This is a genomic window from Pelagibius sp., from assembly GCF_965227505.1.
In the GTDB taxonomy this organism is placed as follows: domain Bacteria; phylum Pseudomonadota; class Alphaproteobacteria; order Kiloniellales; family Kiloniellaceae; genus Pelagibius.
Genome location: NZ_OZ245757.1, coordinates 4,545,836 through 4,566,772 on the forward strand (window position 1 = coordinate 4,545,836; position 20,937 = coordinate 4,566,772).

General features: G+C 66.6%; 18 protein-coding genes. 10 read left to right on the forward strand and 8 right to left on the reverse strand.

The annotated features are described in order from the left end of the window. Positions 1–34: 34 nt before the first annotated feature. On the reverse strand, positions 35–622 hold the full coding sequence (locus tag ACO06P_RS21390) for a GNAT family N-acetyltransferase (RefSeq protein WP_420347257.1): 588 nt from the start codon (positions 620–622) through the stop codon (positions 35–37). Between the two features lie 293 nt (positions 623–915). Between ACO06P_RS21390 and ACO06P_RS21395 the strand changes: the two genes are divergently transcribed. From ACO06P_RS21395 to ACO06P_RS21415, 5 genes are all read left to right on the forward strand, one after another. Beyond that, positions 916–1,293: an NADH:ubiquinone oxidoreductase subunit NDUFA12 gene (locus ACO06P_RS21395; RefSeq protein WP_420347258.1), complete on the forward strand. Its 378-nt coding sequence runs from the start codon at positions 916–918 to the stop codon at positions 1,291–1,293. 137 nt (positions 1,294–1,430) lie between these two features. Then, positions 1,431–1,904, forward strand: coding sequence for an outer membrane lipid asymmetry maintenance protein MlaD (gene mlaD, locus ACO06P_RS21400; RefSeq protein ID WP_420347259.1), 474 nt, complete (start codon positions 1,431–1,433; stop codon positions 1,902–1,904). Positions 1,905–1,921: 17 nt separating this feature from the next. Continuing rightward, on the forward strand, positions 1,922–2,722 hold the full coding sequence (locus ACO06P_RS21405) for a class I SAM-dependent methyltransferase (protein ID WP_420347260.1): 801 nt from the start codon (positions 1,922–1,924) through the stop codon (positions 2,720–2,722). Between the two features lie 72 nt (positions 2,723–2,794). Further along, positions 2,795–3,034, forward strand: coding sequence for a hypothetical protein (locus ACO06P_RS21410; RefSeq protein WP_420347261.1), 240 nt, complete (start codon positions 2,795–2,797; stop codon positions 3,032–3,034). Between the two features lie 11 nt (positions 3,035–3,045). Continuing rightward, the gene (locus ACO06P_RS21415; protein ID WP_420347262.1) at positions 3,046–3,450 is read left to right on the forward strand and encodes a DUF2155 domain-containing protein; all 405 of its coding nucleotides are present in this window, start codon (positions 3,046–3,048) and stop codon (positions 3,448–3,450) included. Here the strand turns inward: ACO06P_RS21415 and aat are convergent. From aat to ACO06P_RS21445, 6 genes are all read right to left on the reverse strand, one after another. After that, positions 3,384–4,034 carry a leucyl/phenylalanyl-tRNA--protein transferase gene (aat, locus tag ACO06P_RS21420; protein WP_420347263.1) on the reverse strand — a complete coding sequence of 217 codons (651 nt, stop codon included), beginning with the start codon at positions 4,032–4,034 and terminating at the stop codon, positions 3,384–3,386. The two genes, ACO06P_RS21415 and aat, sit on opposite strands and share 67 nt — an antisense overlap. 187 nt (positions 4,035–4,221) lie before the next feature. Continuing rightward, positions 4,222–5,565 carry an acetyl-CoA carboxylase biotin carboxylase subunit gene (gene accC / locus ACO06P_RS21425; RefSeq protein WP_420347264.1) on the reverse strand — a complete coding sequence of 448 codons (1,344 nt, stop codon included), beginning with the start codon at positions 5,563–5,565 and terminating at the stop codon, positions 4,222–4,224. A 14-nt stretch (positions 5,566–5,579) separates the two neighbouring features. Next, positions 5,580–6,035 carry an acetyl-CoA carboxylase biotin carboxyl carrier protein gene (gene accB / locus ACO06P_RS21430; RefSeq protein ID WP_420347265.1) on the reverse strand — a complete coding sequence of 152 codons (456 nt, stop codon included), beginning with the start codon at positions 6,033–6,035 and terminating at the stop codon, positions 5,580–5,582. Beyond that, complete coding sequence (aroQ, locus tag ACO06P_RS21435) at positions 6,035–6,445, reverse strand: type II 3-dehydroquinate dehydratase (RefSeq protein ID WP_421938207.1); 411 nt, start codon at positions 6,443–6,445, stop codon at positions 6,035–6,037. Before aroQ ends, accB begins: the two co-directional genes overlap by 1 nt. 204 nt (positions 6,446–6,649) lie before the next feature. Beyond that, positions 6,650–7,435: a DsbA family protein gene (locus tag ACO06P_RS21440; protein WP_420347267.1), complete on the reverse strand. Its 786-nt coding sequence runs from the start codon at positions 7,433–7,435 to the stop codon at positions 6,650–6,652. Between the two features lie 139 nt (positions 7,436–7,574). Continuing rightward, positions 7,575–8,933, reverse strand: a complete 1,359-nt coding sequence (locus tag ACO06P_RS21445) for a M48 family metalloprotease (protein ID WP_420347268.1) — start codon at positions 8,931–8,933, stop codon at positions 7,575–7,577. A gap of 10 nt (positions 8,934–8,943) precedes the next feature. On the opposite strand from ACO06P_RS21445, the gene ACO06P_RS21450 reads away from it, so the two are divergent. After that, positions 8,944–10,584 (forward strand): gamma-glutamyltransferase, encoded by a 1,641-nt coding sequence (locus tag ACO06P_RS21450; protein ID WP_420347269.1) that lies wholly within the window; start codon positions 8,944–8,946, stop codon positions 10,582–10,584. A 36-nt stretch (positions 10,585–10,620) separates the two neighbouring features. Continuing rightward, positions 10,621–11,781 (forward strand): pyridoxal phosphate-dependent aminotransferase, encoded by a 1,161-nt coding sequence (locus tag ACO06P_RS21455; protein WP_420347270.1) that lies wholly within the window; start codon positions 10,621–10,623, stop codon positions 11,779–11,781. Positions 11,782–11,836: 55 nt separating this feature from the next. On the opposite strand, the gene ACO06P_RS21460 is transcribed toward ACO06P_RS21455, so the two are convergent. Beyond that, positions 11,837–14,941: an Rne/Rng family ribonuclease gene (locus ACO06P_RS21460; RefSeq protein WP_420347271.1), complete on the reverse strand. Its 3,105-nt coding sequence runs from the start codon at positions 14,939–14,941 to the stop codon at positions 11,837–11,839. Between the two features lie 709 nt (positions 14,942–15,650). Here ACO06P_RS21460 and ACO06P_RS21465 point away from each other — a divergent pair. The 3 genes from ACO06P_RS21465 (at position 15,651) to prfB (ending at position 20,864) form a co-directional block, all read left to right on the forward strand. Continuing rightward, positions 15,651–16,922, forward strand: a complete 1,272-nt coding sequence (locus ACO06P_RS21465; protein ID WP_420347272.1) for an N-acetylmuramoyl-L-alanine amidase — start codon at positions 15,651–15,653, stop codon at positions 16,920–16,922. A 245-nt stretch (positions 16,923–17,167) separates the two neighbouring features. Then, positions 17,168–19,594, forward strand: a complete 2,427-nt coding sequence (locus ACO06P_RS21470; RefSeq protein ID WP_420347273.1) for a penicillin-binding protein 1A — start codon at positions 17,168–17,170, stop codon at positions 19,592–19,594. A 150-nt stretch (positions 19,595–19,744) separates the two neighbouring features. Beyond that, a protein-coding gene (gene prfB, locus ACO06P_RS21475) for a peptide chain release factor 2 (protein WP_420347274.1) occupies positions 19,745–20,864 on the forward strand; the annotation gives its coding sequence in 2 pieces (ribosomal slippage) (positions 19,745–19,813 and positions 19,815–20,864; 1,119 coding nt in all). The last annotated feature ends 73 nt before the right edge of the window (positions 20,865–20,937 follow it).

Sequence of the window (20,937 nt, forward strand, 5' to 3'; positions counted from 1 at the left end):
GACGGCCTGGTGGCGGGCCCGGTCGACCGTGGACTCACGGCAAGCGCAACTGCATGACGTGGCGGTGACTGCCGGCCTTGCCGGCCATGATGAATCCGGCGCGGGTGAACTGCGGCACGAAGCCCATGAAGCGATAACTCGGCGCTTCGGGCTCCACCGGGTAAGCCTCGACCATCTCGGCGCCCTGCGCCTGTGCATAGGCCACCGCATGCTCGATGAGTTGCGCAGACAGGCCTTGGCCGCGGTAAGCCCGCTGAACATAAAAGCAGACGATGCTCCAGACGCTTTCCGGCGTTTTCTGCACTTGGCCGGGCTCAGTGTCGGCCAGTCGGCGATAGGAGGGGCGCGGCCCCACCGAACACCAGGCAACCGGCCGCTCATCGAGATAGCCCAGCAGTCCCACAGGCGTGCCGTCTTCGACACACTGCTTCAGAGCGGCCTTCTTGCGTTTTTTGTCGCGGCGGTCTTTCGACGGCATCTTGCGCCAGACCATGCACCAGCAGTAATGGGGCCCGCCGCGCCCCTCAAAAAGAGCTTCCATGTCCCGCCAGGTTGCAGCGGTCACAGCCTCGACACGCAGCCGGGCGGGTTCGCGGGGAATCCGGGTTGGTGGAATCGTCAAGGCTGGCGCCCCCTCAGGCCTGGGGCCGCGCACGGCAACCGTTGGGCGAACAGCTGCGTGGCGGGCGGCGACAGCAGTTCCATCTCTAGGTCATCAGACAGCCACGGGCCAGCCAAATCGGGCGCCGTGCCGTCCCTGAGGCCAGAGAAACCGCTCTCTGCCGGGCTTTAGGAGGGCGTTTCCCGGGCTGGACTGTTCCCGGTCGGGGTGCCATAGTCTGGCCCGCCTGCCGCGGGAATCCTGCTGGCAGGCTGCCGGATCGTGATGATGTTGCTAGGGATCGCGCCTCGACTATGGGCACAACCATCGGAACACGGATTTACACTTGGCTGCGCGGCGAACTGGTTGGCCGCGACGCGCAGGGCAACCGCTACTACCGCGCCAAGGGCGGTGGGCGCACCCACAAGGACTCCCTGCGCCGCGAGCAGCGCTGGGTGATCTACGACGGCGAGGTCGAGGCCAGCCGGGTGCCCGCCGAGTGGCATGCCTGGCTGCACCACACGACTAACGAGGTTCCCCCGGAGGGCGGGCCAAAGCGCCACGCCTGGCAAAAGGATCATCAGCCCAACATGACCGGCACGATGCAGGCCTACCGGCCGCCGGGTCACACCCTGCGCGGCGGACGCCGCGACAAGGCGACGGGCGATTACGAACCCTGGACCCCGAACTGAGTTCCGCCGCCCCCTGGACCACTCCGGGGGCGCGGCGCGGCCGTCCTGGAAGCATCGCGACGGTGCCGCGGCAGGATGGGGTCGTTTTCCCGGGCCAGCATTCAGGGCCCCGGACCAGCACATAGAGGACTACCGGCATGCGCAGGAATATGATCGAAACGGTGATGGGGGCCGTCGTTCTGGTGGTGGCCGTGGTGTTCATCGTCTTTGCTTTTCGCACCACCACGATCGAAGGCGGCGACGGCGGCTACGTTCTGCTCGTCGAGTTCGACGACGCCTCCGGCCTGGTCTCGGGAACCGATGTCCGCATGGCTGGCGTCAAGGTCGGCACCGTGGTCAGCCAGCGCCTGAACCCGGATACCTACTTCGCCGAGGTCAGCCTCAGCATTGACGAGTCCATCAAGCTGCCGAGCGACACCTCGGCCCGGATCATTCCGGAGGGATTGCTGGGCGGCAACTACGTGGCCTTGGAGCCGGGCGGCGCCGAGGAATACCTGAGCGACGGCCAGCAGATCCAGTTCGCCCAGGGCACCATAAACGTGGTCGACCTGCTGGGCCGCTTCATCTTCAGTGCCGCCGAGACGGCCACGTCCTCCGGGGATGGCCAGTAAGGCCGGCCCAGGCCGCAATGCCGGGAGACCACTCAACGTCCGATCCCGACGGCGCCAGGGCCCGGCAAGCAACGCAGCATTGGGATCCTGATCGTTACACCAAGAACGCAGGCTTCGTCGCCGAACTGGGCGCGCCGCTGCTCGACCTGCTGCAGCCCGCCAAGGGCGAGCGCGTTTTGGACCTCGGTTGCGGCGAAGGCGCGCTGACGGCGAAGATCGCCGCGGCCGGCGCTGCGGTGGTGGGCATCGACAGCTCGCCCGAACAGGTGGCGGCGGCCCGGGCGCGCGGGCTCGATGCCCGGGTGATGAACGCCGAAGCCCTGACCTTCGAGGCCGAATTCGATGCCGTTCTTTCCAATGCCGCGCTGCACTGGATGCGCAATCCCGACGCCGTCCTGCACGGTGTCGCCGCGGCGCTGAAGCCGGGCGGGCGCCTCGTCGCCGAGATGGGCGGCCAGGGCAACGTCGAGACGATCGTCAACGCCCTCTTCGCGGCGCTGGAAGCCCGCGGCATCGATCCGCGCGGGGCCTTTCCCTGGTACTTCCCGGCGCCGCAAGCCTATCAGAGCAAGCTCGAGGCGGCCGGTTTCGCGGTGGAGTCCATTGCCCTGATCCCGCGGCCGACCCCGCTGCCCGGGGAAATCGGCGGCTGGCTGGAGACTTTCGCCGAAAGCTTCCTGAAGCAGGTGCCCGCCGGAGAGAGGCCGGTACTGATCGCGGAAGTCGCCGAGCGGCTGCGCCCCACACTCTGCGATTCCCAGGGCCGCTGGTCGGCCGACTATGTCCGGCTGCGGTTCGTGGCCCGCCTGGCGGGCTGAGGGGCGGTGGCTTGCGCGCCCGGCGCGAAATCCTTAAGTCTTTGGCAGGATTAATCTGGTGAGGTGACGGGCGTGTCCACACCGGCTGCAAAGAAGTTCGAAATCCCCGTCTGGCTCCAGCCCGACGGGGCGCCGCTGTCGTGCCGGGAAAAGATCAAGGTTCTGAATGAGAACCTGGAGGAGATCCGCGAGATGGCGCAGGACGCCTTGGAGGACGGCATTCTGATGGGCTGTGACGAAGGCCAGCTGCGCGAGGTGCTCGCCGACCTCGTCGGCTCTCTGCAAAACCCTTACCGCGACCGCAAATCCTGAGGTTGTCCGTTTTGCCTGCACGTCTGAAGGCCCTTTCCCTGATCCTGCTGCCTGCCGCCCTGGTATCCGTCGTTCCGGGCCCGGCCACCGCCGCCTCGGCGGTGCTCCAGGGGCTCGACAAGATCACCGCGCGGATTTCCACCTTCGAGGCGCCGCTGGGGGAGACGGTGCGCTTCGGCTCGCTGCAGATCGTCGCCCGGGCCTGCGACAAGAAGCCGCCGGAGGAGCCGCCGGAAAGCGCCGCTTTTCTTGAGATCGTCGACGTACGGCCGGACTCGCCAGAGGTCGCGCTCTTTACCGGCTGGATGTTCGCTTCCAGCCCTGCCGTCTCGGCCCTGGAACACCCGGTCTACGATGTCTGGGTGGTCGACTGTAAGAAGGAGTCCAACTCCGAGGGCGAGATCAAGCCGGAATAGAATTCCGCCTTGGTGGAGACGGCCTGGGTCAGCAGTTTGCGATAATCGTCCCGCGGGATCTCCACGACGCCGAAGCGGCTGAGGTGGGGCGTGTTGAACTGCGTGTCGAGCAGTTGAAAGCGGCTGCGCCGCAGGCGCAGCACGAGGTGGACGAGGGCCACTTTGCTGGCGTCGGTCGCGCGGCTGAACATGCTTTCGCCGAAGAAGGCGCCGCCCAGGGACACGCCGTAGAGCCCGCCCACCAGACTGTCGCCGTCCCAGCATTCCACCGAGTGGGCGAAGCCCATTTCGTGCAGTTCGCTGTAGAGCCTTTCGATGACCGGGTTGATCCAGGTGTCCGGGCGGTTCTCGGCCGGCTCCGCGCAGCCCTGGATGACGTCGTGAAAAGCCGTGTTGCAGCGAACCTGAAAGATCCCCCGGCGCAGCTTGGCACGCAGCTTCCGCGGGACGTGCAGCCGGTCGAGCGGCAGGATGCCGCGCATGTCCGGGTCGATCCAGTGGAGTTCCGGGTCCAGGCGGCTCTCCGCCATGGGGAAGATCCCGATGGCATAGGCGCGAAGCAGAAGGTCCGGCGTCAGCTGCATGACGCTCGATGATAGCGACTCCGCCGGGCCGCGATCAATCAGCCGAGGCCCCCGGAGCCATCAATTCCGATGACATTTCAGCGGCAGTTTGTTTGGGGGCAGCCTGCCTGTGGCCAGGTCTGTCTGTGAGCAGTCTGTCCGGGCGAAGTCTGCCCGGGCGAAGTCTGTCCGGGCGAAGCCGGCCCGGTCAGGCGGTTCCGGCGACGAACTTCTCCAGCCAGTGGATGTCATAGTCCCCGTTGATGAAGTCCTGCGCCCCGATCAGGCGTTGATGCAGGGGGATGGAGGTATCCACCCCGACGATCACGAACTCCTCCAGGGCGCGCCGCAGGCGCATCAGGCACTCGTTGCGGGTCTGGCCGTGGACGATCAGCTTGGCGATCAGGCTGTCATAAGCCGATGGAATGCGGTAGCCGGCATAGAGTCCGGAGTCGACTCTGACGCCCAGGCCGCCGGGGGCGTGATAGTCGGTGACCCGGCCCGGCGAGGGCATGAAGGTGTCCGGATTTTCGGCGTTGATGCGGCACTCGATGGCATGCCCGGAAAACTTGATGTCGCTCTGCTTGATATCGAGCGGAAGGCCGGCGGCGACGCGGATCTGCTCGCGCACCAGGTCGACGCCGGTAATCGCCTCCGAGATCGGATGCTCGACCTGAATCCGGGTGTTCATTTCGATGAAGTAGAATTCGCCGTCCTCATAGAGGAACTCGATGGTGCCGGCGCCGCGGTAGCCGAGGTTGCGTATCGCTTCCGAGACCCTGTTGCCGATGGCAGAACGCTCCTCGGCGTTCAGCGCCGGGGACAAGGCCTCTTCCAAAACCTTCTGGTGCCGCCGCTGCAGCGAACAGTCGCGCTCGCCCAGGTGAATCGAGCCGCCCTGTCCGTCGGCCAGCAACTGCACTTCGATGTGGCGCGGCTTGCCCAGGTATTTCTCCATGTAGACAATGTCGTTGCCGAAGGCGTTCTTGGCTTCGTTGCGGGCCAGGCCGTAGGCCTCTTCGAGCTCGCCGGCGTTCTGGGCCACCTTCATGCCGCGTCCGCCGCCGCCGGCGGTTGCCTTGATCAGAACCGGATAGCCGATCCGGTCGGCGATGGCGCGGGCCTCCTCGGCAGTATCGACGGCACCGTCAGAGCCGGGAACGACAGGGATGCCCAGATCTTCGGCTGCCTTCTTCGCCGCCACCTTGTCGCCCATCAGGCTGATGTGTTCGGGCGTCGGGCCGATGAAGACGAGGTCATGTTCTTCCACCATGGCGGCGAAGTCGGCATTCTCCGAGAGAAAGCCGACGCCGGGATGGATTGCCTCGGCGCCGGTGATGTTGGCGGCGGAGAGGATGGCGGGGATGTTGAGATAGCTGTCCTTGATGGGCGCCGGTCCGATGCAGACGCTCTCGTCGGCGAGGCGCACATGCATGGCATCGGCGTCGGCCGTCGAGTGCACGGCGACCGTCTGTATGCCCATTTCCCGGCAGGCCCGGTGGACCCGCAACGCGATCTCGCCGCGGTTGGCGATCAGGATCTTGTCGAACATGATCGGGCGGCGGCCTATTCGATCACCAGCAGCGGTTCGCCATACTCCACCGGCTGGCCGTCGCTGATCAGGATCTGGGTGACCGTGCCTGCGCGGGGGGCGGCCAGCGGGTTCATGACCTTCATGGCTTCGATGATCAGCAGGGTCTGGCCCTCGCTGACGCTGTCGCCGACCTTGACGAAAGGCGGCGTGCCGGGAGAGGAGGCGACGTAGACGGTTCCCACCATCGGAGCGGTCACCGCCCCGGCCGGAACGGCCTCGCCGCCGCCAGCATTGGCGACCGGCGCCGGCGCGCAAGGGGCGGGATGGGGAGCGGCGGCGGGGGCGGCGGCAAAGCCCGCCACGGCCGCGCCCTTGGCGACGCGGATCCGGTGATTGTTCACCTCGTACTCGATCTCGTTGAGACCGGTTTCCTGAAGCAGGTCCGCGAGCTTGCGGACCAGTTCCTCACTCACTTCGAATTTCGCCATTACGTCTCTTGCTGTGTGTTGAGGCGCAGCGCCAGGGCATCGAGCGCCATCAGGTAACCCCTGGATCCGAACCCGCAGATTACGCCATCTGCGACGCGTGAAACATAGGAATGGTGCCGAAAGGCCTCACGCCGGTGGATGTTGGACAGATGGACCTCGACCAGCGGCAACGCCGCGGCCAGCAGGGCGTCCATGATGGCGATGGAACTGTGCGAGTAGCCGGCGGGATTGATGACAAGGGCGTCGTGGCTTTCGCGCGCGCCCTGGATCCAGTCGATCAGCTGGCCTTCGCTGTTGGACTGCCGGCAGTCCACCGAAAGGCCCAGCGTCTTTCCATGCGCATGGCAGGCGTTTTCGATGTCCGCCAGGCCTTCCCGCCCGTAGACATCGGGTTCGCGCGTACCAAGCATGTTCAGGTTCGGGCCGTTCAGGACGAGGACTTTTGGCGCCTTGGCCACCTGTGCTTCCCCAAAGATGATGTTCGAGAAGCGTTAACATAGCCAAGGCTGGCCGCGCAATCGCCTCTTCGCGGCCTGCGGGCGGCTCCCACCGCCGGCCGCAGCCTTACTTTGGGGGGTGGCAGCGCGACCGGTTGCGCAGCTGGCTGCAGGGGCTCAGCTTGCCTCGGCGCGGGCCTGGGCCACCAGTTCGCGCAGGCGGTCGATGCTGACCAGGCCGGGCACGACGGTGTTTCCGATCACCATCGCCGGCGTGCCGGTGATGCCGATGGCGTCGCCCACCGCATAGTTCCGGCGCAGGGCTTCTTCGATTTCCGGCGCCCGCATGTCCGCGCGCAGCCGTTCCAGGTCCAGCCCGACGGATTCGGCCACCGCCATCACTTCGGGCTCGCTCATCGACCCGCCGCGCTCCATCAGCGCGAAGTGGAAGTCTTCGTAGAGCCCCTGGCGTTCGGCGGCCAGCGCGGCCCGGGCGGCATCGACCGATTCCTGGCTGAGGATGGGAAACTCCTTCATGACCAGGCGAATGTTGGGGTCCTCGGCCACAAGGTCGCGGATGGCTGTGGCAATGCTCTTGCAGTAGGGGCAGCGGTAGTCAAAGAACTCGACAATGGTGACATCGCCTTCGGGGTTGCCGAGCACCGGCGAGCCGGGATCGTCGTTCAAGGTGCTGCGCTGTGCGACCAGGGCGGCCTGCCGGCGTTCGGCTTCGGCGGCCTGCTGGCGCTGCTCGTAGACCTGAAGGGCCTCGACGACGATCTCCGGGTTCTCGATCAGATAGTCCCGCAGAAGCGCGCGAACAGCCTCGGTCTGGGCGGGATTAAGGGCTGTGGGCTCCTCGGCGCCGGCCGGCAAGGCGTTCCCCGCCACCACGGCCAGGGCCGTGGAGGTGGCGAAGGCCCCGCCCAGGATGGTCTTCTTCATCAGCTGTTTGGAGAGCATATCCGAGGTTCCCTGTGGTGCTGGCCGGCTGATCGCAATGGGATGTGATTCTGTGATATCGGATCGGCGGTGGGGCTGGCAAATCACGTGATGGTCAGCGGGGGGCTGGCCCCTCTGTCGCGATGCTGGCGCGGCAGGTTCACCGGCTGCGGTTCACCCGGCGCTCCGCCTCGTTCTTGACGTCCTGGGCCCGCAGCCAGGAGGCGGAGTGCTGTTCCAGCAGGCCGAGGGCGTGATCGGCGCGGTCCCGTGCCTCGGCGAACTTGCCGCGGGCGAAGGCGGCTTCGGAGAGAGCGAGGGCAGTCATTCCCTGGTCGCCGAGTCGGCCGTGGGCCACCGCTGCCAGCCGCCAGGCCGAGGGATTGTTCGGTTCCTGGCGCAGGGTTTCCGCCAGATTGTCGAGGGCCGCCCGGTCGAGATTGCGGTCATCCATCTGAATCTGCGCCTTGGCCAGCGCCTGCCGGATCTGCGCGGCATTGGGAAGCGCGTTCGCCGCAGCCTGATACTCGGGCAGCGCCTCGGCCACGCGGCCGTGTTCCAGCAGCATCTGGCCTTTGAGTTCGCGGAAATAGGGGTCTTCCGGGGACTCCGCCAGAAGACCGTCGATCTCGCCGAGCGCTTTCTCGATGTCTGGAACACGATAGTATGCGATCGCCCGGGCGTAGCGCGCCGGCAGGCTGACGTCGTCCTCGGGGTAGCTGCGCAGGACCTGGTTCAGCGGCTGCAGGAAGCCGATCAGCTTGGCGCGCATGCGGTTGTGCATGACCACCAGTTCCGGATCGGGCGGCGTGTCGGCGTAGGGCGACTGACGGACCGCGTTTTCCAGGAAAGTGATGCGCTCCTGGGTGAGCGGGTGGGTCCGCAGGTAGGGGTCCTGGTTGTTGGTCAGCAGGACCTCCTGGCCCCTCAGGGTTTCCATGAACTCCATCAGACCCCTCGGCGACTGGCCGGTCGCCTGCAACAGCATCACCGCCGCCTGGTCTGCGGAGCTTTCCTGCGTGCGGGTGTACTGCAGGAGGCCACGCAGGGCGACGTCCTGTCCACCCGAGATGACAGCGGCACCGACCCCGCCTTCGCCGGTGGCCAGGGCCGCGCCGATACCCAGCAGATAGGTCGCAAGCAGGGCGCCGCGGGTTTGCTCCAGAGCATTGCCCCGGGTCGCCAGATGACCGCCGGAGATATGCCCGGTTTCGTGCGCGATCACGCCGATGACCTGGCCCGGGTGTTCCGCCTGCATCAACAACCCTGTGTTGATGAACATATTGAGTCCACCCGCCACAAAAGCGTTGAGCGTCCGGTCCTGAACAAGGTAAAGCCTGATCCCCTGTGGGCTGAGACCGGCCGCCTGGAACAGTGGCGTCGCGTAGGCCCTGATGATACCTTCGATTTCCGCGTCGCGGATAAGCCGCAGGCGGTCACTGGCCTGCGTGGCCTGCGGCAGCAGAATGCCGAGCAGGAGAACGATAACAAGCAGCAAAGGGACTGGCGTTTTGCGCACGGGTCTATTCTTGCCTTTCGGATCTATACCTAAACACCTCTTACGAGCATTTCAACGCAAGCCGGCCTCCGCGGCACTGAAGCGGATCGGGCTGGCCGGGCTGACGCTGGCCGTGCTGGGGGCCTGCGAGGCGTCAAGGGAACCGGGCGTTATCGCGCCGGTCGAAGGCTTTGCCGGCCTGGTTGCGGGCGACGAGCCGCGGGCCGTGACCATTGGCCGCGACATCCTGGGGAACGGCGGATCCGCTGCCGATGCCGCTGCCGCCATGTACTTTACCATGACCGCCACGCTGCCGTCGCGGGTCGGCATGGCCAGCAGCGGGGTCTGCCTCGTTCACAACGCCGGGCTCATGCGCGACGACGCGACGGTGCAAACCGAGGTCTACGAGTTCCTGCCCGAACCGGGGAAGGCCGACGGCCTGCAACTGGCGGGACCGCGCGCCATGGCGGTGATGCACGCCCGCCATGGGCTGGCCCGCTGGGGCATGCTGCTGAACGATGCGGAGCGTCTATCGCGTGTCGGCAACTCCGTCAGCCGGGCCTTTGCCCGGGATATTCAGGCCGCAGCCGCCTTCGTCTCGGCAGACCCCGCGCTGCGCCAGTTGCTGTCCAATCGTGCCGGAGTCCTGGCGAGCGAGGGCGACGTCCTGGTGTTCTCCGAGCTTTCGGGCACGATTTCCGGCCTGCGGCGCCAGGGCGCGGGCTATCTCTACGGCGGTGCCTATGCCAACCGTTTCGTGGAGGCGGCGCAGGCGAGCGGCGTCTCCATCGCGATCGAAGACCTGCGCCAGATGCTGCCGCGGGTATCGGAGCCGCTGACGGTGCCTTTCGGCGACAACGTGGCCTACTTCCCGACCAATGACGGCGGCCTGACCACGGCGCAGATGTGGGGCATGCTGACCGAGGTGGAGCGCTACGCGGGCCGCAATCCGGTGGAGAAGGCGCATCTCCTGGCCGAGGCGAGCCAGCGCAGTTTCGCCCTGCGCGGAACCTGGCTTGGCCAGGGCGGAACGCAGGCCTCTGCAAACCTGGTGTCCGAGGCCCACCTGGCCCAGTTGCTCACCGGCTACAGCGGCCAGCAGCACAACAAGCTGGCCGTCGAGGGGGCCTCACCGCAAACCGTGTCCAATCCCTTCAGTGCCGGCATCGTGGTCGCCGACCGCTGGAGCAATGCAGTTGCCTGCAGTTTCTCCATGAACGGCCTGTTCGGAGCCGGCCGCCTGGTACCCGGGACCGGTATCCTGCTGCCGAAGCCGGCCGCGCCGGGCGCCAACAGCCTTTCAGTCGGCATTGTCGCCAATCCGTTCAACGGCAACGTCTATCTTGCCGGAACGGCAAGCGGCGGCCTCGCGGCGCCTGCGGCCTTGGCCCGCGTGATGCTGGAGGGGATCGAGCCGGAGGCTTCGATCGAAGACGCCTTGAGGGCGCCCCGACTCGTCAACGTCGCAAGTCCGGATGTGACGTTCTACGAGCCCGATCTTGAAGACTCGGTTCTCGCCGGTCTGCGTCAGCGCGGTCACACCCTTCAGCCGGAGGCGGAGGTCGGGCGGGCCAATGCGTTTAAGTGCCCGATCGGCTTGCGCACCGACGACCTCAGCTGCGTGGTGGACACCGACCGCCGCGGACACGGGCTTGCCGTCCGTGTGCAGTGACGCCTTGTCGGGTTGCCCGGGCGCAGGTCGAGCGCCATGGCTCTGAAGGTTGCCGCCCGCGGCGCGGTTCCGCCGTTCATCGTCATGGACGTGATGCGCGCCGCCAACGAGCGCGAGGCCGCCGGCGGGGACGTTCTGCACCTGGAGGTCGGCCAGCCCGGCACGCCGGCACCCGATGGGGTTCTGGCCGCTGCCCGCTCCGCACTGGACGATCACCTCATCGGCTACACCGATGCCATGGGGCTGCCGGGCCTGCGCGCCCGCATCGCCCGCCACTATGCAGAGTGGTACGGCTGCGAGGTCGATCCACGCAGGGTGATGGTGACCACCGGTTCTTCAGCGGGCTTCCTGCTGTCTTTCCTGGCCGCGTTCAATGCGGGCGACCGGGTCGCCTTGGCGGCCCCCGGCTATCCAGCCTACCGCAACATTCTCTCCGCCCTTGGCGTGGAGCCGCTTCTGCTGCCGGCGGAGGCCGAGCACCGCTTCCAACCGACACCCGAACTGCTTGACCGCCTGCCTGCGCCGCCGGACGGGCTGATCGTGGCTTCGCCCTCCAATCCGGCCGGCACGATGGTCGGGCCGCACGAACTGCGCGCCTTGGTCGACTACTGCGCCGCTGCCGGCATCCGGCTGATCTCGGACGAGATCTATCATGGCATCTGCTTTGACCAGCCCGGCGTTACGGCACTCTCGCTGAGCGAGGATGCGGTCGTCATCAACAGCTTTTCAAAGTACTTCTCGATGACCGGCTGGCGGCTCGGCTGGATGGTGCTGCCGGAAGATCTGCTGCGCCCGGTCGAGTGCCTGGCCCAGAACCTTTTCATCTCGCCGCCCTGTCTCTCGCAGATCGCCGGCGAGGCCGCCTTCGACTGCGGCGAGCAACTGGACCGCTATGTCGCCGCCTATGCCCGCAACAGGGCGCTGCTTCTGGAGGAGCTGCCGAAGGCGGGGCTGGACCGTCTGGCGCCGGCCGACGGCGCCTTCTACATCTATGCAGATGTCGCTGCCGTCACCAACGACAGCGAGGCCCTGTGCCGGCGCATGCTGGCCGAGACCGGCATCGCGGCGACGCCGGGTGTCGATTTCGACCCCGACCGCGGGCATCACTTCGTGCGTTTTTCCTTTGCCGGACTGGAGGCCGATATGCGCGAAGCGGCCCGCCGGCTGCAAGACTGGCTGCCGGGCTGCGGCGGCTGAATGAAAAAGGGCCCGCCTTTGGCGGCGGGCCCTTCAAGCTTTTCAGGCATCGACCTCAGATGAATCGATTCCACCAGCCGCGACGCTTGGGCGCATCGGCCTGGGCTTCATCGCTCCGCGGCGGTTCGGCCGGGCTGTCCGCTCCATCGTCCGACGCGGCCGGGTTTGCCCGCTCGATCACGACCTTCGGATCGTCGGCCAGGATCTGCTGAGCGCTGGCAGCCTTCGCGGGTTCGCCGGGCGGCGGTGCGGCCTCTGCCGATCGGCCATTGGTGGCGCCTGCTGATTCGGCAGCGGAGACCTCATCGGCCCCGGCCGTCTCTTCGGGTGCACCCCGGGCGGCTGCGTCCTCGGTGCCCTTGGCGTCGTCGTCCGCCTTCGAGGACTTCCGGCCACGGCTGCGCGTCTGGGTGCGCGTGCGGGTGCTGCCGCGGCGGCGTGGTGCGCGCTTCGGCTTTGCCTCTACATCCGCTTTCGCCTCAGCAGCCTCCTCGGCGGCTTCCCCGGTGGCTTCCCCGGTGGCGGCATCACCGCTCTCGGCGGTGCTCTTCTTCGTGCTGCGGCGCTGGCGCGTGGCGCGGCGGCGTTTCGGCTTCTCTTCCGCCGCTTCAGCGGCGTCACCGCTGCTTGCAGCCTCCGCGCCGGCGGCGGCCGCCGCAGCCACGGCGTCGGTCTCCGGGTCGGCTTCCGGTCCAGCCGGCGCTTCCGCTGCTTCCGACTGTTCCTCCGTCGCCGCCCCGACCGCGGTGCTTTCTGGGGCCTCCGTTTCTCCGCGGGCTTCCGCTTCCCCGGCCTTTGCCGTCTCGGCTTCACCGCTCTCGGATTCACTGCCATCGGCCTCCGCGGCTTCGACGGTCTGGCCTGCCTGGTCTTCGCTCCGCTGGCGTGACCGGCGTCGGCCGCCGCGCTTGCCACGCCGCTTGCGCTTGCGCTGACGCTCGCCGTCCTGCTCGGCCGCTTCGCGGTCCTCGGCGGCATCCTCGTCGGCGATGGCTTCGGCTTCGGGCGCGTCCTCGGCCTCTCTCTCCGGCGCGGCGCTCACCTGGTCCTCGTCCTTGCGGCGACGGCGGCTGCGACGCCGTCCGCGCTTGCGATCGCCGTCCTCACCGTCGGCGCTGCGGGCGTCCTCAGGCAGGCTGCGCCGGCGCTCTGCGACCACCCCGTCGCGTTCGATCACGAAGGCGTCGTTGGCCAGATGATCGTCGGTCTCCAGGGTGATGCGGAAGTCGTGGCGCTGCTCGATGGCCATCAGATGGCTGCGCTTATGATTGAAGATGTAGAGCGCCACCTTGGAGGGAAGGGTGACCACGATGGTGGCGTCGTTCTCCCGCAGGCCCTCTTCCTCGAGACGGCGCAGGACCTGCAGCGCGAGGGATTCGACCGTCCGCACGCGCCCGTCGCCGCCGCAATGCGGACAGATCTCGGTCGAGCTCTCGAAGAGGCTGGGCCGCAGACGCTGACGCGACATCTCAAGCAGCCCGAAGGGCGATATGCGCCCGAGCTGGATACGCGCCCGGTCGCTGCGCAGGGACTCCTTCAGGCGCCGCTCGACCTCGCGGTTGCGCCGCGACTCCTCCATGTCGATGAAATCGATGACGATAAGGCCGGCAAGATCGCGCAGACGCAGCTGGCGACCGATCTCCTCGGCGGCCTCCAGATTGGTCTTCAGCGCCGTTTCTTCGATGTGGCGCTCACGTGTGGCCCGGCCGGAGTTGACGTCGATCGCGACCAGCGCCTCGGTCTGGTTCAAGACCAGATATCCGCCGGAGCGCAGCTGGACCGTGTTGGAGTGCATCGCGTCGAGCTGGCTTTCCACGCGGTGGCGCTGGAACAGCGGGACTTCGCGGTCCTTGTACTGCTGCACCTTCTTGGCGTGGCTGGGCGTCAAAGACTTCATGAAGTCCTTGGCCGCCTTGTAGCCCTCGTCTCCGTCAACCAGTACCTCTTCCATATCGCGGCTGTAGAGATCGCGAATGGTGCGCTTGATCAGGTTGGCTTCCTCGTAGATCAGAGCCGGCGCGGTGGACTGCAGTGTGTTCTCGCGGATGCTGTCCCAGAGCCTCAGCAGGTATTCGTAGTCGCGGCGGATTTCCACCTTTGTACGCTGGCTGCCGGCGGTCCGCACGATCACTGCGATGCCCTCGGGGATCTCCAGGTCGCTCAGGATCTGCTTCAGTCGTCGCCGGTCGCTGGTGTTGCTGATCTTGCGGCTGATACCGCCACCCTTGTTGGTGTTGGGCATCAAGACGCAGTAGCGGCCGGGCAGGGACAGGTAGGTGGTGAGGGCGGCGCCCTTGTTGCCGCGCTCTTCCTTGGTCACCTGGACCAGGATGACCTGGCGGCGCTTGATGACCTCCTGGATCTTGTAGCGTCGCAGCAGTTTGGCGCGCCGCAGAGCCGCCTCTTCGGCCTCGTCGCCGCCGACGGTGTCGACACTCTGCTCGGCCTCGATTTCCATCGGTGCGGCTTCGGCGGCCGGCCCGGCCTCTGCGTCGCTATCCTCTGCGTCGCCATCCGCCGCAGCCTCGCCATCGTCGTCGCCTTCGCCGGCTTGCAGGTCTTCTGCTGCGCCATCGTCGGGCGCGTCGGCGGTGACCTCCGCACTGCGAAGCACCGCGTCCTCTGCTGTCTCCGCGGCCAGCGGCAGGCTGCCGGCCACGCCGTCTTCATCGGCTGCTTCTGCGTCCCGGTCCTCGCCCAGGGTCGGGCCGTCTTCGGACGCCGCCGCGCCGTCTTCCAGCGCTTCGGCAGCCTCGGCTGTTTCGCCGGCGTCCTCCTCGACCGCGTCGTCTTCAGCGGCGGTCTCGGCTTCGGTCCCGACCTCGACATCGACCTCAACGTCATCGGGGGCTTCGTCGGCCGGATCGCTGCGCAGGGCGGCCTCTTCGGCGAGCAGCGCCTCGCGGTCGGCGATCGGAATACGGTAATAATCCGGGTGGATTTCGCTGAAGGGCAGGAAACCGTGGCGGTTGCCGCCATAGTCGACGAAGGCTGCCTGAAGGGAAGGTTCTACTCGGGTAATCTTTGCGAGATAGATATTGCCTTTAAGCTGCTTTCTTGACGATGTTTCGAAATCGAAGTCTTCAACACGGTTGCCAGAGAGAACAACCACCCGGGTCTCTTCCGGGTGGCTGGAATCGATAAGAATACGTTTTGCCATTAAGGAACAACTCCGCAACGCGCAGCGCGGATCGTCTCGGGAAGCCATACCTGTTTCCCAGCCGCGGCGCGATAGTCTCAGGAACTCGTTTGGTCGACATGTCTGCAGTCGGGACCATCATACGAACGAGCGTTCTTTCGTTTTTCGAGTGGTGATTGGCGCAAGCCGTGCCTTGGCAGGGCTGCGGTCACCGCCTCGATGGCGCCGGCGTCGTCTTTGTTCAGATGAGGCCAGGCCGTGAAACCGGGGAAACTTCGCGCCCGCTTTCGTACGCTGCCGACTCAGGGGCGTTGCCGCAGAGGGCGATCCCGAAGGCCGATCAAGGGACGGTGGCGAGCGCGCAGCTCTCGTTTGTGATTCTCCCCTGCCGGCGCGGCCACACCTCGGTGCCCGCCGCCCTTCTGCTTTCTTAAGAAAGACAAGGAGAGCAAAAAAGAACCACTATCGTAATAATATCAGGCCGTGGCAGGGCACACCAGCGCCGATTTGACCGTATGGTTCAGCAACCCTGCTGCCGCATCTTGGTGCTCGTTTTGGTTGATTGATAGTGGTTTATTTTCCACCTTGTCGGCAAGTCCGCGAGTTGCGATAACGCCAGGGCTGCCGGGACCAAGCGCCGGTGGCTGGGTGCTTTGCGCTGGTGGATGATGGGCGCTTCAGATATATCTGGGGGCTCCAACATCATGAACCGCTAGATGTTGAAAGGGTTTTGACGATTCGGCCCCGTCTGCTGGTTTTTCTGTGCCTGTGGCTTGTCGCGGGGCTGAGCGCCGGCCTGACCCCGGCTGCAGCCCAGCCGGAGGTGGTCGCCGCACGGATCGGCGAAACGCCGGAGCGTACCCGCTTCGTCCTCGAACTCACCCAGGATCTGCCGTATCGGGTCTTCACGCTGCCCGATCCCTTCCGCGTGGTGGTCGACCTGCCGGAGGTCCGCTGGACCGTGCCGGAGGGCCGCCAACCCACGGCGCGGGGCCTGATCACCGGCTTGCGGTTCGGCCTCTTTGCCGCCGGCACCAGCCGCGTGGTGCTCGACGTCAGCCAGCCCGCGCACCTGCAGAAGGTCTTCGTGATACCGCCTTCCAGCGGCAAGCCCTACAGGCTGGTGGTCGACATCAAGCAGGTCAGCCGGGCGGCATACTTCGCAGCGGCCGGCCGGGCCTCCACAGGCGTTGCCGCGGCGGCCAGCGGGCCCACGGTCGCCGCCTCCCGACAGCCGCTCCAGGCGGGTCTGACCACCCCGCTGCCGCGCCCCGAACTGAAGCCGCGCGGGGCCGAGCGGGACGATCCGCGCCCGATCGTGGTGATCGATCCCGGCCACGGCGGCGTCGACCCGGGGGCGATCGGCGTCTCCGGCGCCTACGAAAAGAACATCGCGCTCGACTACGGGCGGGCGCTGAACGCCGCCTTGGCGGCGACGGGACGCTACCGCCCGGTGATGACCCGCGACCGCGACGTGTTCCTCAAGCTGCGCGAGCGTATCGCGCTGGCGCAGAAGGCCAACGGCGACCTCTTCATCTCTCTGCACGCCAACATCCACCGTTCCCGCAAGATCCGGGGAGCCTCGGTCTACACCCTCTCGGAAACCGCTTCGGACAAGGAGGCGGCGGCCATCGCGGCGGCGGAAAACGCTGCGGATGTGCTGGCCGGCGTGGATCTGAGCGAACAGAGCGGCGATGTCCGCGGCATCCTCATCGACCTGGCCCAGCGGGAGACCATGAACCTGTCGAAGCGCTTCGCCAACGATCTGGTCGGGGAGGTCGGCAAGGAAGCCAAGCTGCTGCGCAACACCCACCGTTTCGCGGGCTTTGCGGTGCTGAAGTCGCCGACGATCCCTTCGGTTCTCTTCGAAATCGGCTATATGTCGAACCGTCAGGAAGAGCGGCTTTTGCGCAGCCGGGCCCACCGCGATAAGATCGTTCGATCGATTATCAGGGCGGTTGACGGCTATTTTCAGCGGCAGAGCGCCGCCAACAGATCATAGCCTCGCCACATTTCCCGCCTAGGCTGCGGCCTGGCGAATGGTTTTGAAGGGGGTTGGGCGGTGCGGAGCGATCCCGGCCGCCGGACGTTGAAGGTCTATAAACGCTTGCCCGGCTAGCATCGCCGGGCCGTATGCGACCGGGCCTATGCCAAAGAGCGCCGGCATCGGGCGTGTTTGAGGGCGCGGCCGGGTCAAGCGCAAAGCCCGGGCGCCAAGACGGTTAAGACGCAAACACGGTTAATACAGTGAGAATACTGGCAACACTCTTAAGTCTGGCGATCATCTGTGTCCTCGTGGGCGCCGGCGGCGTTCTCTACGCCTTCTACCACTACGGCCGCGGCCTGCCGGAGTACGCCCAGCTCGCCGACTACGAGCCGCCGACCGTGACCCGGGTGCATGCCGGCGACGGGCGTCTTCTGGCCGAGTACGCGACGGAAAAAAGGGTTTACGTGCCGGTCACGGCCATCCCTCTGCGTGTTCGGAATTCATTCCTGTCGGCTGAGGATAAGAACTTCTACAGCCATCCGGGCGTCGATTTCCTCTCGGTGGTGCGCGCCATTGTCACCAACATCGCCAACTACGGCACCAGCCGCCGCCCGGTCGGCGCCTCGACGATCACCCAGCAGGTGGCCAAGAACTTCCTTCTGACCAACGAGGTGTCCTACGAGCGCAAGATCAAGGAAGCGATCCTGGCGTTCCGCATCGAGCAGGCCTTTACCAAGGACACCATCCTGGAACTCTATCTGAATGAGATTTACCTCGGTTCAGGCTCCTACGGCGTGGCGGCCGCAGCGCTCAACTACTTCAACAAGTCGCTGGACGAACTGACCATTGCCGAGGCGGCTTATCTGGCGGCCCTGCCGAAAGCGCCCAACAACTACCACCCGGTCCGCCGCTACGATGCCGCGGTCGCGCGCCGCAACTGGGTTATCGGGCGCATGCTCGAGGACGGCCACGTCGACGCGGCCGAAGCCGAGGCGGCCCGCGCCGCGCCCTTGCTGGTGCGCAAGCGCGATGCCACGCAGGTGGTCGATGCGGACTACTTCGCCGAGGAAGTGCGGCGGGAACTGGCGCGGCTTTATGGGGATGACAGCCTTTACAAGGGCGGGCTCTCGGTCCGCACGACCCTGGACCCGCGGCTGCAGGCGATTGCCGACCGCGCGCTGCGCGAGGGGCTGATGAGCTACGACCGCCGCCACGGCTGGCGGGGGCCTTTGCGGACCCTTGAAGCGGGCGAGAACCCGGATGCGCAGGCCCTGCTTGCCGACATGAAGCGGCCCGTCGGTGTCGAAGACGACTGGTCTCTCGCCCTGGTGACCGCAACCGATGCCGAGGGCGCGGCGGTCAGCCTGGCCGATGGGTCCGCCGGCACGATCCCCATGGCCGAGTTGAAGTGGGCCCGCCCCTGGAAAGAGAACCAGCGCTTCGGGGTGGCGCCGAAGAAACCGTCCGACGTTCTGAAAGCGGGCGACGTGGTGCTGGTCGAGCCGGTCACCGAAAACGCCGAGGACGAAGCCTATGAGGCGGAGACCTTTGGTCTGCGGCAGGTCCCGGACGTCGACGGGGCCATCGTGGCCCTCGACCCCCATACGGGCAGGGTCCTGGCCATGGCCGGCGGCTTCTCCTATGCGCGCAGCGAGTTCAACCGGGTCGTTCAGGCCCGCCGCCAGCCGGGCTCGGCCTTCAAGCCCTTCGTCTATCTCGCCGGCCTCGACAGCGGCTTCACGCCGGCGACGCTGATCCTCGATGCACCCTTCGTGCTCGACCAGGGCGCCGGCCTCGGCAAATGGAAGCCGGCCAACTATACGCGGAAATTCTACGGTCCCACGCCCATGCGGGTGGGGATCGAGAAGTCGCGCAACCTGATGACGGTGCGCCTTGCGCAGACCGTCGGCATGGACAAGATCGTCGAGTACGCCCGCCGCTTCGGGATCATGGACAACATGGAGCCCATGCTCTCCATGTCTCTGGGCGCGGGCGAGACCTCGCTGATGAGGGTCACCACCGCCTACGCCATGCTGGTCAACGGCGGCAAGCGCATCTCGCCGACCCTGATCGACCGCGTCCAGGACCGGCACGGACGCACGATCTTCCGTCACGACCTGCGCGACTGCCCGAGCTGCATGACGGAGGGCTGGGCGGATCAGGCCGTCCCGCGGCTGCCCGACGAACGCGAACAGGTCGCTGACCCTGCCAGTGCCTATCAGGTGGTGGGCATGCTGCAGGGCGCGGTCCAGCGCGGCACCGGCCGGCGCATCGCCGAACTGGGCATCCCGCTGGCGGGCAAGACCGGCACCTCCAACGACAACGTCGACACCTGGTTCGTCGGTTTCAGCCCGGATCTGGCGGTCGGGGTGTTTGTCGGCTTCGACGAGCCGCGCACCCTGGGCGCAAAGGACACCGGCTCCAACGTCGCTGCGCCGCTGTTCAAGGCCTTCATGGCCGAGGCGCTGGCCGATCAGCCGGCGATTCCGTTCCGCATTCCCCCCGGCATCCGCCTCGTGCGGATGAACGCGGAAACCGGCCAGCTTGCCCGTCCGGGCGACCGCCGCGTCTTCCTCGAGGCCTTCCAGCCCGGCACCGAGCCCTCCGGCCGACAGGTCGTGCTCGACGGCGGTTACAACCCCAGCACCGGCAGCACCGCGGCCAGCGGCACAGGCGGGCTGTACTAGCCGCCGAGAAGCGGATAAGACTCAGCCTGAAGTGCGGCTTCCGGCTGGTGGTCGCTTTCTGTCCGCAGGGTCTGGTCCGAAGTCCGTCCCGTTCAGGAGTCTGGCCCGGCAAAGAGTCCGGACCGGTGAAGAATCTGGCAAGGAGAGTTTATGCGCGCCGAAATTGAAGCGGTGGCCGAGGAGGTTCGTCAGTCCTTGGCCCTGCTGAGGAGGCATCTTTGACGTCGAATCAGCGACCCTGCGTCTCGACGAACTGAACGCCGAGGCGGAAAACCCCGATCTCTGGAACGACCCCGAGCGCGCGCAAAAGGTGATGCGCGAGCGCACGCACCTGGAGCAATCGCTGAAGGACTATCATGCCGTCGAGAGCGATCTCGAAGACGGCCTGACGCTGGCCGAACTGGGCGAGGCCGAAGGCGACGACGCGAGCGTGGACGAGGCCCAGTCACTGCTGGAGGCCTTGCAGGCCCGGGCCGCCAAGATGCAGCTGGCCAGCCTGCTTTCCGGCGAGGCCGACGGCAACGACTGCTATCTGGAGGTCAATGCCGGCGCCGGTGGCACGGAAGCCCAGGACTGGGCGCAGATGCTGCTGCGCATGTACGTGCGCTGGGCGGAGGCCCGCGGCTACAAGATCGACTGGCTGGAGGAAAGCCCCGGGGAAGAGGCGGGAATCAAGTCCAGCTCGATCCAGGTCAAGGGTCCCAACGCCTATGGCTGGCTTAAGACCGAATCCGGGGTCCACCGGCTGGTGCGGATTTCGCCCTTCGACTCGCAGGCCCGGCGTCACACCTCCTTTGCCTCGGTCTGGGTCTATCCCGTCATCGACGATTCGATCGAGATCGAGGTGCTGGACAAGGACATCCGCGTCGACACCTACCGCGCCTCCGGCGCCGGGGGGCAGCACGTCAACAAGACCGATTCTGCGGTCCGCATGACCCATGTTCCCACGGGCATTGTGGTGCAGTGCCAGAACGACCGCTCGCAGCACAAGAACCGGGCGCAGGCGATGGCCATGCTGAAGGCGCGGCTCTACGAACACGAACTGCAGCGGCGCGAGGCCGAAGCCCAGGCCGAGGCGGACTCCAAGACCGACATCGGCTGGGGCCACCAGATCCGCTCTTACGTGCTGCAGCCATACCAGATGGTGAAGGATCTGCGCACGGCGGTGGAAACCGGCAACGCCCAGGCCGTGCTCGATGGCGATATCGATGCCTTTCTGGAAGCTTCCCTGGCCTCGCGCATCGGCGGCGGCGTCAATGCCGAAGGATGAGGTGCATCATCCTCGGCTGAACGGCGGCTGTCGCTCCGTCTCCGCGCTTCGCCCGGGGTGTCAGCGGCTGCGG